The organism is Pleomorphomonas sp. JP5 (assembly GCF_023721815.1).
Taxonomy (GTDB): domain Bacteria; phylum Pseudomonadota; class Alphaproteobacteria; order Rhizobiales; family Pleomorphomonadaceae; genus Pleomorphomonas.
In genome coordinates this window covers 413,429-428,028 of sequence record NZ_JAMDLI010000008.1, presented here as the reverse complement: position 1 = coordinate 428,028, position 14,600 = coordinate 413,429, and the positions used below count along the sequence as shown (strand labels likewise).

General features: G+C 64.4%; 11 protein-coding genes. 3 read left to right on the top strand and 8 right to left on the bottom strand.

The window, feature by feature from the left end:
* Nucleotides 1-69: 69 nt before the first annotated feature.
* Both M4J40_RS13285 and M4J40_RS13280 read right to left on the bottom strand, forming a co-directional pair.
* Nucleotides 70-999: a carbohydrate kinase gene (locus tag M4J40_RS13285; protein WP_251754621.1), complete on the bottom strand. Its 930-nt coding sequence runs from the start codon at nt 997-999 to the stop codon at nt 70-72.
* A 119-nt stretch (nt 1,000-1,118) separates the two neighbouring features.
* Entirely contained in the window at nt 1,119-2,366 is a 1,248-nt protein-coding gene (locus M4J40_RS13280; protein WP_251754620.1) for a D-amino acid dehydrogenase, read from the bottom strand.
* Between the two features lie 251 nt (nt 2,367-2,617).
* Between M4J40_RS13280 and M4J40_RS13275 the strand changes: the two genes are divergently transcribed.
* Nucleotides 2,618-3,208, top strand: coding sequence for a DUF1131 family protein (locus M4J40_RS13275; RefSeq protein ID WP_251754619.1), 591 nt, complete (start codon nt 2,618-2,620; stop codon nt 3,206-3,208).
* Nucleotides 3,209-3,308: 100 nt separating this feature from the next.
* Here the strand turns inward: M4J40_RS13275 and xylA are convergent, their stop codons facing one another.
* The 4 genes from xylA to M4J40_RS13255 all read right to left on the bottom strand — a co-directional run bounded on the left by xylA (nt 3,309) and on the right by M4J40_RS13255 (nt 8,749).
* Nucleotides 3,309-4,625, bottom strand: a complete 1,317-nt coding sequence (gene xylA / locus M4J40_RS13270; RefSeq protein WP_251754618.1) for a xylose isomerase — start codon at nt 4,623-4,625, stop codon at nt 3,309-3,311.
* A gap of 39 nt (nt 4,626-4,664) precedes the next feature.
* On the bottom strand, nt 4,665-6,128 hold the full coding sequence (gene xylB / locus M4J40_RS13265) for a xylulokinase (protein ID WP_251754617.1): 1,464 nt from the start codon (nt 6,126-6,128) through the stop codon (nt 4,665-4,667).
* A 32-nt stretch (nt 6,129-6,160) separates the two neighbouring features.
* Nucleotides 6,161-7,183, bottom strand: coding sequence for a LacI family DNA-binding transcriptional regulator (locus M4J40_RS13260; RefSeq protein ID WP_251754616.1), 1,023 nt, complete (start codon nt 7,181-7,183; stop codon nt 6,161-6,163).
* Between the two features lie 177 nt (nt 7,184-7,360).
* Nucleotides 7,361-8,749, bottom strand: coding sequence for a M20/M25/M40 family metallo-hydrolase (locus M4J40_RS13255; RefSeq protein WP_251755602.1), 1,389 nt, complete (start codon nt 8,747-8,749; stop codon nt 7,361-7,363).
* Between the two features lie 706 nt (nt 8,750-9,455).
* Here M4J40_RS13255 and M4J40_RS13250 point away from each other — a divergent pair.
* On the top strand, nt 9,456-10,166 hold the full coding sequence (locus M4J40_RS13250; protein WP_251754615.1) for a helix-turn-helix transcriptional regulator: 711 nt from the start codon (nt 9,456-9,458) through the stop codon (nt 10,164-10,166).
* 163 nt (nt 10,167-10,329) lie between these two features.
* A complete protein-coding gene (locus M4J40_RS13245) occupies nt 10,330-11,970 on the top strand; it encodes a helicase HerA-like domain-containing protein (protein WP_251754614.1) in 1,641 nt (546 codons plus the stop codon).
* A gap of 54 nt (nt 11,971-12,024) precedes the next feature.
* On the opposite strand, the gene M4J40_RS13240 is transcribed toward M4J40_RS13245, so the two are convergent.
* Nucleotides 12,025-12,489 carry a GNAT family N-acetyltransferase gene (locus tag M4J40_RS13240; protein WP_251754613.1) on the bottom strand — a complete coding sequence of 155 codons (465 nt, stop codon included), beginning with the start codon at nt 12,487-12,489 and terminating at the stop codon, nt 12,025-12,027.
* Between the two features lie 19 nt (nt 12,490-12,508).
* Complete coding sequence (malQ, locus tag M4J40_RS13235) at nt 12,509-14,494, bottom strand: 4-alpha-glucanotransferase (RefSeq protein WP_251754612.1); 1,986 nt, start codon at nt 14,492-14,494, stop codon at nt 12,509-12,511.
* Between the last annotated feature and the right edge of the window lie 106 nt (nt 14,495-14,600).

Below are 14,600 nucleotides of genomic sequence, written 5' to 3'. Positions count from 1 at the left end.
TCGCAGTCACAGGTTAAGATTTGCCGAAGCTTGCAAGCTCGTCGTGCGTAGAGTCTTCGTTCCGAACGGTTATCCCTGAAGTTCGGCCCGCCATGGCGGATTGGCGCCGGCGCGCGAACAGGTGATGGCGGCGCAACGGGTACCGAAGGCGAGGGCGGCGGCGAGTTCGTCGCGGCTGATCGCCTCCAGCGCCGGCCGTGCGATTCGGCCAGCTTCCTTGAGCGCCACCAGGAACGAGCCCTGGAACGTGTCGCCGGCGCCGATGGTGTCGACCACCTTGGTGGCGGGGGCCGGAACCTCGACGCGACCGGCGGTCGCGTGCCAGGCGGTGACGCCGTCGCCGCCGCGCGTGACGATGAACAACGCCGCGCCTCCGGCCAGGATCTCCTGGGCCTTGGCGTCAAAGTCGTTGCCGCCGAACAGGAAGTCGAAGTCCATGTCGGACATGCGGACGATGTCGGCCGTCCTCGCAAACTCGGCCATGCGCGCCGTGTAGCCCGCCTTGTCATGCGTCAGCGTCGGTCGGCAGTTGGGATCGAAGGACAGTGTCGTCTTGCCCTTCGCCGCCTTGAACATCGCAAAATACTCGGACGCCACCGGTTCGTTGATCAGCGTGGTCGAGCCGACGTGCAACGCCTCGATGGCGGGGAAGGGGATGCTGCCGGGCTGGTAGGTCCATAGGCGCGCGGCGGTCGTTTCGTCATAGAAGGCGTAGTGCGGCTCGTTGTTGACGAAGCGGACGAAGGCCAGCGTGGTCTCGTCATCCGAGCGCCGAACATAGCGAAGCGACGCGCCGGAGGCAGCCAGATGATCGGCGATCATCGTCCCGAACAGGTCGTTGGAAATGCCGCCCACAAACCCCGTGAGCGCACCGAGGCGCGACATGGCGACCGCTATGTTGAGGCAGGAGCCTCCGACGGCCGGCACGTAGGCGTCCCTGCCATCGGCAGACTTCACAGGCACGAAATCGATCAGCGCGTCGCCGCAGGCCAGTAACATGTGATTCCCCCGAGTGCTGCTGGGCATTCCACATGCAGTGCTAGCCAATCGGAGAGGCGGCTTCAATCTCTCCGATGGGCATGGGGAGAACTTCTGATCACGTTGACGGCGGTCGGTGCTCAGTAGCGGTTGATGGACAGGTCATCCATTTCGATCTCCGGCTTGCGGCCCGAGATCAGGTCCGACAGCGCGCGGCCCGAACCGCAGGCCATGGTCCAGCCAAGCGTGCCGTGGCCCGTGTTGAGCGAGAGGTTGGCGTAGCGCGTGGCGCCGATGATCGGGGTTCCATCCGGCGTCATCGGCCTGAGACCTGACCAGTAGGTAGCCGCCTTGAGATCTCCGCACGGGAACAAGCCGCCAGCGACATGTTCGAGCGTATCGCGTCGCGAGGGGGGGAGGTCGATGCTGTAGCCGCCGATCTCCGCCATGCCGCCGACGCGCAACCTGTTGCCGAGACGGGTCAGGGCGACCTTGTAGGTTTCGTCGAGCACGGTGGAAGTGGGGGCGCGCACTTCGTCGGTGATTTCGGCGGTCAGCGAGTAGCCCTTCACCGGATAGACCGGCAGCTTGAGGCCGATGTCCCGACCGAGCGGCGCCGACCAGGAGCCGAGGGCCAGCACGTAGTGATCGGCTACGACCCGTCCTTCGGAGGTAACGATGCCTCGCACCTCGCTGCCTTCGGCGTCGATCCGAGAGATCGAAACGCCGTGGCGGAAGCGGACGCCCAGTCCTTCGGCAGTTTTCGCCAGCGCATTGGTGAACAGATAGCAGTCGCCCGTCTCGTCGAGCGGCAGGCGCAGGCCGCCCACGAAGGTATCCTTCACGGCCGAAAGCGCCGGCTCGGCTCGGGCGACGCCATCGCGGTCGAGCAGCTCGAAGGGAACTCCGTCCGCCGCCAGAACTTCCGTGTCGCGGCCGGCATGGTCGAGCTGCTTCTGGGTCCGGAAAAGCTGCACCGTGCCCTGCGAGCGATGGTCATAGGCAATGCCGGTTTCCTCGCGCAGGGCGATCAGGCACTCGCGCGAGTAACCGGCCACGCGAAGCATGCGCCCCTTGTTGAGGGCATAGGCAGCCGACGTGCAGTTTGCGAGCAGCGACAGCATCCAGGGCAAGAGGTGCGGGTCCAGCGTCGGCCGGAGGATGAGGGGCGAATGGCGCATGAGCAGCCATTTCATGGCCTTGAGCGGAATGCCCGGCGCGGCCCATGGTGTTGAATAGCCAGGTGAAATCTCGCCGGCATTGGCAAAGCTCGTTTCGAGCGCCGGCCCGGATTGGCGATCGTAGACGGTGACCTCGTGGCCGGCCTTGGCAAGATAGTAGGCGGTGGTGGTGCCGATGACACCGGCGCCGAGCACGGCAATTCTCATGTGAACATCCCTGCTTCACAAGTTCCCGTGCTGCAAGTCGGCGGCGAAATCACCGTCTTCTGCGGTGTCTCTGGTATCGCGTGGCTCGACCTCGGCACGTGCCTGAAGTCTAGGTAGGCGGCCCGAGTGGGTCCACATGAAATAGGCCGCGGCTGGCGCTTGGGAGGGTTGCAGGATTTCATGGTCGGGGCGCTTGCGCTCGGCGATCCTCCCTCGCTTCAATCGGTGAGATAGCTATGCTATCGAGAGGCATGACTCATGTTCGTGACCTCCTGCGCCTGTCCGGCGTTCTGATGTCGGCGGCCCTCGCGGGCTGTTCCATCCTCGGCTCCGATTCGGACTTCGCACCGCCGCCGTCGCGCGCCGCCACCTTCCGCATCACGTCCGCCGGCGTGCCCGGACTGCCGCCCGACACAGCCTTTTCAAAGAAGGCGATCGAGGCGCTGGAGCCGGGTTATACGGTGTCGTCGGTGACCATGGCGACCGAGCAGAGCGAGAGTGTAGCCGCCCTTGCCCTGTTCCGCGACGGCTTGCAGGTGTTGCAGGTGCTGCCGGGGCCCGGCGGGCGGATCGGCGCCGTTCATGGCGTTTCCGAAAGCCTTGTCGGCCCCAATGGCGAGCGCATCGGCATGAGCTTCCGAGAGGCGCATGTCGATCGCGCCTCCTGCCGGGAGGGACGGGGCAACTGGCTGGCCATGCCGATCTGCACGGCGCGCGGCGCCCCCAACGTCACCTTCGTTTTTGCCATTCCCGGCTATATCGCCGCGGGTGCGCTGCCGGACGACGGAACGCTGGCCGGTGCCACGTTGCAGCGCATCATCTGGGTGCCGCCAGCGGGCTGAGCGCCGCCGCGGTCGATACGCCAGAGCAAAGCGATAGCGTCAAAATGAAAGAGGCCAGGTTTCCCCGGCCTCTTTTGTTGTTTCGAAAGATCCGCGCCGATCAGCAGAACTGATTGACGATGGCCTCAAGCTGCTCCTGCTTGCCGCTCTTCGGCTCCGGATTGATGTTGTTCTTGGCAACGTAATCCGCGAGGTCATCGAGCGAGCGCTTGCCGGCGAGAATGGCCTGGCCCTCGGCGCCCTTCCAGCCTGCGTAGCGAGCCTCGAGGTTCTTGGCGAGGCGGCCGTCCTCGATGATGGCGGCGGCGTTGAGCAGCGCCTTGGCGGCGGCGTCCATCGATGCGGCGTGGGCGATGACCAGATCTTCCGGGTCGATCGACTGGCGGCGGACCTTGGCGTCGAAGTTGAGACCACCGGTGGTGAAACCGCCGGCCTTGATGATCTCCAGCATGGCCAGCGTCAACTCGGGCACGTTCATGCCGAACTGGTCGGTGTCCCAGCCAAGCCGATCGTCGCCACGGTTGAGATCGACCGAACCGAAGATGCCGAGCGCACTGGCCAGCGCCAGTTCGTGCTCGAAGCTGTGACCGGCCAGGATGGCGTGGTTCTGCTCGATGTTGACCTGGACTTCCTTCTCGAGGCCGTAGGCCTTGAGGAAGGAGTACACCGTGGCGACGTCGAAGTCGTACTGGTGCTTGGTCGGCTCCTTCGGCTTCGGCTCGATCAGGATGGCGCCCTTGAAGCCAATCTTGTGCTTGTAGTCGACGACCATGGTCAGGAAGCGACCGAGCTGGTCCTGCTCCTGCTTGAGGTCGGTGTTGAGCAGCGTCTCATAGCCCTCGCGGCCACCCCACAGCACGTAGTTCTGGCCACCGAGCTCCTTGGTGATGTCGAAGACATTCTTCACCTGGGCGGCCGAATAGGCGAACACTTCCGGATCGGGGTTCGAGGCAGCGCCACCCATGAAGCGACGGTTGGAGAACAGGTTGGCCGTTCCCCACAGAAGGTTGATGCCGGTCTCTTCCTGCTTCCTGGCGAAGATTTCGGCGATGGTCCGTACGTTCTTGTTGGACTCGGCAAGGGTCTTGCCTTCCGGAGCGACGTCGCGGTCATGGAAGCAATAGAAGGGCACGTCGAGCAGCTGGAACAGGTCGAAGGCAACATCGGCCTTCACCTTGGCGAGCTCCATCTCGTCCGAGCCGGTGAACCACGGGCGCAGGAAGGTGCCGTTGCCGAAGGGATCGCCGCCACCCCAGGCGAACGAATGCCAATAGGCGACGGCGAAGCGCAGGTGATCCTCCATGCGCTTGCCGAGAACGACCTGATCCTTGTTGTAGTAACGGAAGGCGAGCAGGTTGCGGCTCTCGGGACCCTCGTACTTGACGGGCTTGATGTTGCCCCAGAACGGATGCGTCATGTCTTTCCTCTCTTTGAATTCTCTTTGCGGGCGAAAGGGTCAGGCGAGCGCGTCGCGGACGGCCGGATACAGCGCCCGATATTTGGCGTAGCGGTCGGCATAGGCGGCAACGAGCGCCTTGTCGGGCTCGACGGTGCGCGCGACCGGCGGCGGGGTCAGCGTCTCGAAGGGATCATCGCCCGTGGCGGCGATGCGGCCCATGCGGGCGGCGCCGAAGCCTCCGCCGTAATCGCCCTCGGCAGTGATATCGAGCGGACGATCAAGCACTGCCGCCATGATCTGCAGCCAGGCTTCCGACCGCGAGCCACCGCCGACGGCGAAAGCACGATCGATGTCGGTGCCGGCGTCGTTGAGGACGCGCAGACAGTCGCGGAAGGCGAAGGCGACACCCTCAAGCACTGCCTGGGTCAGCTCGGCGCGGCCGGAGGTGTGGCTGAGGCCGACGAACACGCCGCGGGCGGCGGCGTCGTTGTGCGGCGTGCGCTCGCCGGAGAGATAGGGCAGGAAGGTGACCGGGGACGGCTTGGCGGGCTTGGGATCGAGACCCTTGGTCAGTTCAGGTGCCGGCGTTTCCAGAAGATGCGACAGCCACTGCAAGCTGTCGGTGGCCGAAAGGATGACGCCCATCTGGTGCCATGTGCCGGGAACGGCATGGCAGAAGGCATGCACCGCGCCCTCGGTATTGGGCGAGAACGAGGCATTGGAGACGAACAGTACGCCCGAGGTGCCGAGCGAGGCGAAGGCGGCGCCTGGCTTGACGGCGCCCATGCCGACAGCGCTCGCAGCGTTGTCGCCGCCGCCGCCGGCCACGACCGGCGCCTTCGCGATGCCCCAGCGAGAGACCAGCTCGGCGCGCAATGCGCCCGAAGACTCCGTGCCCTCGACGAGGCGCGGCATGTGATCGAGCGAAAGATCGGTGGCGGCCAGAAGCTCCTTCGACCAGGCGCGCTTGCCGACGTCTAGCCATAGCGTACCGGCGGCGTCCGACATGTCGGACACATAGTCGCCGGTCAGCCAGAGCCGGACATAGTCCTTCGGCAGCAGCACCTTGGCAGTCTTGGAGAAGATTTCGGGCTCGTGCTTCTTCACCCAGGCGAGCTTGGGAGCGGTGAAGCCGGGCATGGCGATGTTGCCGGCGATGGCGCGCAGGTCCGGGCAGCGGGCCTCGAGCTCGCCGCACTCGGCGGCGGAGCGCACGTCGTTCCACAAGATGGCCGGACGGAGCGGCTTGTCAGCCTTGTCGAGAAGCGTGGCGCCGTGCATCTGGCCGGAAAGGCCGATGCCGGCCACCGCAGACAGCTCCTTGGGGTGGCTCGCCTTGAGCTGATCGATGGCGCTTTGGGTGGCGGTGATCCAGCTGTCGCCATCCTGTTCGGACCAGCCGGCATGCGGCCGCGACACTTCGAGCGAGGCCGAGGCGGTGGCGATGATCTTCTCGCCGTCGCCGACGAGAACGGCTTTCACCGACGATGTGCCGATGTCGAGGCCGAGATAGGTGGTCATGGGCTCCTCCCAGTGTGGTTTCGAGTTCTGCGCTACAGGAGATTGTCGCGCAGGAAGATGTCGATGCGGATGCGTTCCTGCTCGTCGATGATTTGCCAGTCCGATGTCAGCGACATGAGGACGCGTGCAGCCGAGCGCACCTCGTGGCCGGGGTCCTGGTTGATCACCGCGTCGATGGTCCCTCTCACCAGCGCTTCGCGGTTCTCCTCGATGAGCTCATGGGCGATGTAGACGATCTCGCGAGCCCGTCCGCTCGCTTCGAGCGCCGATATGACGCCGGCATTGCCGGCCCCGGCGTTGTAGATGCCGGCAAGGTCGGTGTGCTGGCGCAAAAGGTCCTCGACCAGCTTGTGAACGCGGGTCGGATCGTCCCGCCCCTCGCGCAGGCCGATGACGTGAACCTCGGGAAAGTCCTGGGCGATCACCTGCTCGAAGCCGAACCGGCGCTCGGCATGGTCGCGCAGCGCCAGCGAACCGGCCACCAGAGCCACCTTGCCCGTGTGGTTCGGCAGGAAGCGCCCGATCAGCGAGCCGGCGGTTCGGCCGGCGGCGGTGTTGTCGATGCCGATGAATCGGTCGCGCCGAGAGCTCGGAACGTCCGACACCAACGTCACGACCGAGACGCCGTCCGACTTCAATGCGTTGATCGCCTCGCGCACGGCGGGATGATCGAGCGCCGCGACGGCGATGCCTGCGTAACTGTCTTGCCGAATTTCCCTCAACGCTTCGGCGAGGGCTTCACCGTCGAAGACGTCGACGTGGCGAATGTCGAAACTGGCTCCCTTGTAGGGAAGCCAGTCGCCCAGGCGTTGAATGGCTGTTTCTAGCGCCTCGAAGAAAGGATTGTGGCCGCGCGGCAGAACGAAGGCGAAATGGCTGGTTGCTGGTTGTACGCGGCCAGCCAGGCTCGATGGCGCGTACCCCAGTTGGCGGATGGCGTTTTCCACCTTCTCGATGGTCACCGAACGTACGCCGTCACGCCTGTTCAGGACTCGATCGACCGTCGCCACGCTAACGCCAGCCGCCTCGGCGACCGTTCGCAAGGTGATCTTCATTGAGGGGTCCAGCCTTCCAAATGATTTTTTTCACTCAATAAGGCTATGCAATTCCATCGTCAATGCGCAATGAGCCGATTCAAACACTCATCCGATGAAAAGACCGATCGGAGATGAAGTCCCGGGAACGACGCTTGGCGACGCCGGCACGATCGGTGCCGGCGTCTCTTTCTGGCCTCAGGAGGCGAGGGCGTCGAGGACGCGAACCCACGAGCGAATGCCGCCGTGATAGCTCGTTACCTCGTACTTCTCGTTGGGTGAGTGAATGCGGTCGTCGTCGAGGCCGAAGCCGATCATCAGGCTGTCCAGGCCGAGGATCGACTTGAAATTGCCGACCACCGGAATGGAACCGCCGGAGCCGACAAGAGCCGGCGCCTTGCCCCACTCGGCTTCCAGCGCGGCGCGGGCCTTGCCCACGGCGGCGCCGTCGATGGCAACGTGAACGGCGGGACTACCCCCATGCTCGCGGAACTCTACCTTGGCATCGGGCGGCAGTCGATCCCTGACATACTGGCGGAAGGCGGCGCGGATCTTCTGCGGATCCTGACCGGCTACGAGGCGGAAGGATACCTTGGCTTCCGCCGAGGCCGGAAGCACCGTCTTGAAGCCCGGGCCCGCGTATCCGCCGGCAAGGCCGTTGATCTCGCAGGTGGGGCGCGACCAGATCTGTTCGAGCACCGTGCGGTCGGCCTCGCCGGCCGGTGTCTTCAGTCCGGCGCCGCCGAGGAAGGCGGCAGCGTCGAAGCCGAGGTTGTCCCAGTTGGCCCGGAGCGTCGGTGAAATGTCGGCAACGCCGTCGTAAAACCCGGGCACTGTGACACGGCCCTTGTCGTCATGCAGGTCGCCGAGAATTTTCGTCAGCACCTGCAGGGGGTTGAGCGCTGCGCCACCAAAAGCGCCCGAATGGAGGTCGTGGCTGGCGCATCGGAGCGAGATCTCTTCGCCGACCAGGCCGCGCAGCATGGTGGTGATGGCCGGGGTCTTGCGGTCCCACATCTCGGTGTCGCAGACGAGAGCGACATCGGCGGAGAGCTCCGCCTTGTTGGCCTCGAGGAACGGGATCATCGAAGGCGATCCCGATTCTTCTTCGCCCTCGGAGAAGAAGGTGACATTGACCGGCAGCTTGCCCGTCTCGGCGATCAAGGCTCGACAGGCTTCCAGGAATGTCATCAACTGGCCTTTGTCGTCCTGCGCGCCACGGGCGAGAATGCGCTCGCTGCCGTCGGGGAACGTCTTCACCACCGGCTCGAAGGGCGGAGAATCCCACAACTCCAGCGGATCGGCAGGCTGGACGTCATAGTGGGCGTAGAACAGCACATGAGGCTTGTCCGGGCCGGCCTTGGTGTAGTGGCCGATCACCATGGGGTGCAGGGGCGTGGGCCTCAAAGAGGCGTCAAAACCGAGCGCGGTCAGTTCCCTCACCAGCCACTCGGCGGCGCGGACGCAGTCGTCTTTATGGGAAGGATCGGCGGAAATCGAGGGAATGCGCAGGAAATCGAACAGACGGTCGAGGCTTTTGGGAAAGTCCGCGTCGACGCGGGATAGAATGGCATTAATGGACATCAGTGCCTCCGATTGGGGTGCTCCCTTATAGGCCATTCCGCACGAGAGAGACGAGCCCGAAAGGCAGGGGAGCTGCCTGTGGCGGGTGATTGAGGCGTCAGCGGCCTTCCCGACTTCGGCTCCACCATTTATCCGATAAATAGGCTGGAGCTGGTTCTCTCCGGCATCGCGGCGGTTCTTCCGGGCGAGTTTCTACGCGGCAGGGTTGATCTTAGCCTGTTTCCCCAAAATTTACGGTGGTAGAATACGAAGCTGTAATCAGAAGGCGTGTTTTCACCCGTACGGAAATGGAAGGCGGTCAGTCAGGCAATTGAAACTTGGACGGGCATGTTCATATGCCGACTGTTTCTCGAAAAATACATTTTGATTTTCTCATATGTTCTATTGATAAATTTCAATAATAAAGTTGATACTAGAGATTGTCGTGGATTAACTGTCTTAATTACGACAAGTGTTGAGTTATACCAAAGTTTATATGCTGGTCGAAAGTAGGATAAATGAATCTATGAAGCGCTTTTTGCGGGAATGGGCATAGCAATTCGTGTGATATTGTCCCCTTCTGCCCGGAAAGCCTTTATCTGGCTCCCAATTTGCTCTAGAAGGAACATGTCGGGGTAGTTATGCGCTTTCATGCGAAAAGCAGCTGGAGCGTGCGAGCACATCTCCCGAACTGACGACCTTTTGATCGGCTAGAGGTAGGGTCGATACCATGAATACACCAGACGACATCCTCGCTGACGCGGTCGGTCTCCGCACCTATTCGAGCGCAAACAAGATATTCGAGGTCATCGAACGCCGTCTCCTGGGGCATGGCGCCAGCCATGTGCTGATCTCCGGCCTGCCGATGCCGGGCCGCCCGGTGGAGCCGCTGGTGCTCCACATCCGCTGGCCGGATATCCGCTCAGAACGAGGGCAGCTCATCACCATCTCGAAGGGCGATCCAGTGTTGGAGCGCTGTCGCGTCGCCCATCGGCCTTGCCTCATCGATGGCGTCAGCATTTCCGGACATTCCGACCTGGTGGCCGCTGCCGGCCCCGAGGCGTCCGCGCGCATCGTGGCGGTGCCGATTACCTCCATCCCTCCCTATCAGGCGGCCGTCATTGGTCTTGGCGAGGCTTTGTCGCTGACGGAGCTCGACCTCGTTGCCTTTGACTTCCTTTGCAATCAGGCGTTCAGGCGTCTGAGGGCACTCGGATATCTCATGGACTCCCGTCCCGGTGACCTGTCGGCGCGCGAGCGGCGGGTTCTGGAGCTGACGGCGCTTGGCATGACAGCCCAGACCATTGCCGAGAGCCTCAATATCTCTCAGCGGACCGTGCACGCCCATCTTCAGAACGCCGGCGAGAAGCTTGACGCCACCAACAAGACCCAGGCGGTCGTCGAGGCGTTGCGCTACGGGCAGATCTCGCTCGCCGGCTGAGGTCGTTTCGCGCTAGATAGAAAGACCGAGGCCCGCCGGTTCGCCGGCGGGTCTTTTTGTCGGCGCCGGGAGGACGCTTCCGTCCATAGATGGCGTTGAGAGGCAACCGTGGGGCGGGTAAAAGCCTGTTCAGGGTACCGAGCGCACCGGGAAGGAGCCGTGCATGCTGGAAGAGGGCAAGGTCTATCTGGGAACGGGCACGAAGCCGGAGTATCTGACGCTGAAGCTCGCCAACAGGCATGGCCTCATTACGGGCGCGACCGGCACCGGAAAGACGGTAACGTTGCAGGTGTTGGCCGAAGGGCTGTCGGATGCCGGCGTGCCGGTGTTCTGTGCCGACGTCAAGGGCGATCTCTCGGGTATCGGCGCTCCGGGCGAGGCCAGGGACTTCCTTGAGGAGAGGGCGCGCTCCATCGGCTTTGCCGAAGAGTACCAGCTCAGGGCGGCCCCGACCGTCTTCTGGGATCTGTTCGGCAAGAAGGGACATCCGGTCCGGACGACAGTGTCCGAGATGGGGCCCCTTTTGCTGTCGCGTCTCCTGGATCTCAACGAGACGCAGGAGGGTGTGCTCAACATCGTCTTCAAGGTGGCCGACGACGAAGGTCTTTTGCTGCTCGATCTCAAGGATCTGCGGTCGCTGCTCGTTTATGTCGCAGAGAACGCCGATGCCGTCGCCACCAGCTACGGCAATGTCGCCAAGGCCACGGTGGGCGCCATCCAGCGGCAGCTCCTGGTGCTGGAGCAGCAGGGTGGCGAGCACTTCTTCGGCGAACCGGGCTTGCAGATCTCCGATTTGATGCAGGTGACGGGCGACGGCCGGGGCGCGGTCAACGTGCTTGCCGCCGATAAGCTGATGCAGACGCCGCGCCTCTACGCCACTTTCCTGCTCTGGCTGCTTTCGGAGCTGTTCGAGGAGATGCCCGAGGTCGGCGATCTCGACAAGCCCAAGCTCGTCTTTTTCTTCGACGAGGCGCATCTGCTGTTCGACGAGGCGCCGAAGGCGCTGGTCGACAAGGTGGAGCAAGTGGTCAAGCTGATCCGCTCCAAGGGCGTCGGCATCTATTTCGTCACGCAGAATCCGCTGGATATCCCCGAGAGCGTGCTCGCTCAGCTCGGTAATCGCGTCCAGCATGCGCTGCGTGCCTACACCCCGCGCGAGCAGAAGGCGGTGAAGGTGGCGGCGGAGACCTTCCGGCCCAATCCGGACTTCGACACGTTCACGGCGATCACCGAACTCGGCCAGGGCGAGGCTCTCGTCTCCGTGCTGGAAGGCAAGGCCGTGCCGTCGATCGTCGAACGCACGCTGATCCGGCCACCGTCGTCGCGGATGGGGCCGCTCAAGGACGATGAGCGGGCGGCGCTGATTGCGGCGAGCCCGCTGGCAGGAATCTACGACGAGGCGGTCGACCGCGAGTCCGCTTTCGAAGTTCTGAAAGCGCGAGCCAACGGTGCGCCGCAGCGTCACGAGCCGGTTGATCCTCCGCGCACGAGGCGCGAGAGCCCGGGCTTCAGCGTGCCCGACTTCGGCTGGAGCCGTAGCCGGCCGAAGGCGCCGACGCCGCAGACCCGTGAGGACGAGCCGGCCCGCCGCCCGCGCCTCGACGAATATGAAAGCGCCACCGAACGCCGACGCCGCGAGGAGCGCGACCAGCGTACTGCCCGTCGCGACACCTACGGATATGGAGGCCGACAGACGGTGGCAGAGGCGGCGATCAAGTCCGTGGTGCGCTCGGTATCGAGCCAGGTCGGCTCGCAGATCGGCCGGGCGCTGGTGCGCGGCGTGCTGGGAAGTCTGCTGAAGTAGCGGCTTTGCTGTGGCGATCCTGTGAACACTGGCGCCGGGAGAACCGGCGTCAGGTCACGGAGTGACCATATAAACCTTGGAAATCATGCCGGGCTGCTGCCGATAGGTCCGGAATCCCATGGCCTCGTAGTAGGCAAGCCCAAGGGCGTTGGTCTCGGCGATTGTCGCATCGATGGTAGGCAAGCTGGCGGCTCGGGCCGCCTGTTGCGTGGCCGCGAACAAAGCCCTGCCGACTCCGCGACGACCGACCCCGAGCTTCACATAGGTTCCGATAACGCCCCAGCCGGGCGGCACATTCCAGCTGTTTCCTTCGCGGGCGAGCTTGAGGGCCTGAAAGCCGACAATCTCGCCCTCGTCGGATACTGCGACCGAGCATTCGATTCGGTCGGGGTGCTCGATATAGAACGCACGGACATGGTCGGCTGACGAGGGGCGGTCGCTGTTCCAGCTCGCGAGGATTTCGCCAAGGATGGCGCTCATGCCCTTGGAATCCGCCGGGCTGGCAGGCCTCACGATCACCGCACACCTCCTTTGACAGTCACCACCCGGCCGGTGGCTCCTTCCTCGCCGCGGCCAGCGTGTTGATCCGCTGAGCGGTATCGGGTTGAGCAAGCAGTTCTTCAAGCGGCGCTTCCATGCGGCGGCGCCAGTTGGGGTGCTCGTTGATGGTGCCGGGCAGGTTGGGCTGCTCTTCGAGCGCCAGGATATCCTCGAGCGGCGCGAGGGCGATTCGCGAGTGTGACCGGCCGATGTGCCTGAGCGCTGCCTCGACCACCGGGGTTGTCTCCTCGGGCGCCGGACGAGGCTCGCTGCCGCCGAATGTTGCCCACAACAGCCCGCGATCCCACGCCCGTCGTTCATCCTCGCGCTCTCGGTTGGAGTCGGCCGGAAGACGGCCGAGCTGATCTGCCCAGTCGAGGTCGCGCCCGGCCCACCAACCTGCGACGGTGGCGGTGTCGTGGGTGCCGGTCATTGCGACGCTGTCCGGCGGATAATCCTGCGGGCCGATGAAGCCGTGATCGAGCGCCCGCTCGAACCACAGGACCCGCATTCCCAACATGCCCGTGGCATCGATCGCCTCGGCGAAGCCGCCCGGTTTGGTGCCGAGATCCTCGGCGACGATCAAGGCCTTGGCGCGATGCGACTCGAGCGCGGCCAGGCGCGTGAGGTCGTGGAACGGATAGACGAGATAGGCGCCGTCGCTCGACGACCGCCCCTCCGGCATCACCCAGAGGCGAGACAGGCCGAAGGCGTGATCGATCCTGAGGCCTCCGGCCCGGCTAAGGGTTGACCGTAGCGTGTCGATCCACGGAGCATATCCGCTCTCCCTGAGGCCGCGTGGCGAGAAGGTGGTGAGCATCCAGTTCTGCCCGAGCGGGCCGAGCGGATCGGGAGGTGCTCCGATGGTCAGGCCATCGAGAAGGTGGTCGCGCAGGTTCCAGCTGTCGCTGCCGCCCGCGTGGACGCCGACGGCGAGGTCGGCGAGAAGCCCGACCGCCATGCCCGCTGCCTTGGCGTGGCCTTGTATGGCGGCAAGGCTTTCGTGAGCCAGCCACTGGACAAACAGATGAAAGGTGATCTCGTCGGGATTCTCGGCCGCGAACTGACGTACGGCGGCGCCGTTGGGGTCATGGAAGGGGGCCGGCCATGTCCGCCAGCCGTCGAGGCCGCGCGCGCGGAATCGTACGTCGAGCGCGTCGAAGATGGCATGACGGCGCAGCGCGGCCCCACCGGCCAGGCTGTCGCCGACGACGCGCGACCGGAACGCGGGGGGCAGCGCGTTGAACGCTTTCCTGAGTTCGGCAAGGCGCGTCGGCAAGGCGCTTTCCCAGTCGATCAGGGAACCGCCATCTTCGCCCGGCGGCAGGGGGGGCAGGCCGACGAGTGCCGGATCGCCCATGGCGCCGTTGAGGAAAAGCCGGCTCGACGGAGAGTAGGGGCTGAAGCCGATGCCGTGGCCGGGGAACAAGGCATGGACGGGGTTGATCATCACCACGTCGGCGCCACGTTCGGCGAACTGCTTCACCGCGTCGTCGAGATGACCGAAATGGCCGAAGGGCTGCGGCTCCCGGCCACGCAATGACGGTATCTGCACCGACGGTCCCCAAACGCGACGGTCGGCCTCGAGGCCATGACAGCGGGCCGGAGCAACGGCGATCGCCACCTCGTGCGCGCCGATGATCAGGCGGTAATAACCGGGCTCGGCGATGGGCGGCAGGTAGCCCCCCTCAATGCGAAGGATCTGGCTTGCGCCGTCTTCGGCAACGAGATCGGCACGTGCAAGGCTCAGGGGGAGAGGAATGGGTTTGCCGGCGTCGGCAACCAGCAGGGCGGGCGGTCGCGTCCGCTCGTCTTCGATCTGCGCCAGGCTTCGTGCTATGGCCTCAGCGCTGTCGGCGGGATAGCCGAGCGCAGTGGCGATGGCGCCAAGCGCCTCGTCGCTGACCGTTTGCGGTTTGCCGGCGACGTCCCACCAGTTTCGCACCAAGCCGATTGCTTCGGCGAGCGCGTGAAGCTCGGTCATGTCTGCCTCCCCTGGGCGGCGATGGAGCGGGCCCAAACCGCCGAAACCTTTGGCCCGGACAGTAACGAGACGAGGTTACGGCTTCAAAAACGCCAGGCCAGTTGCC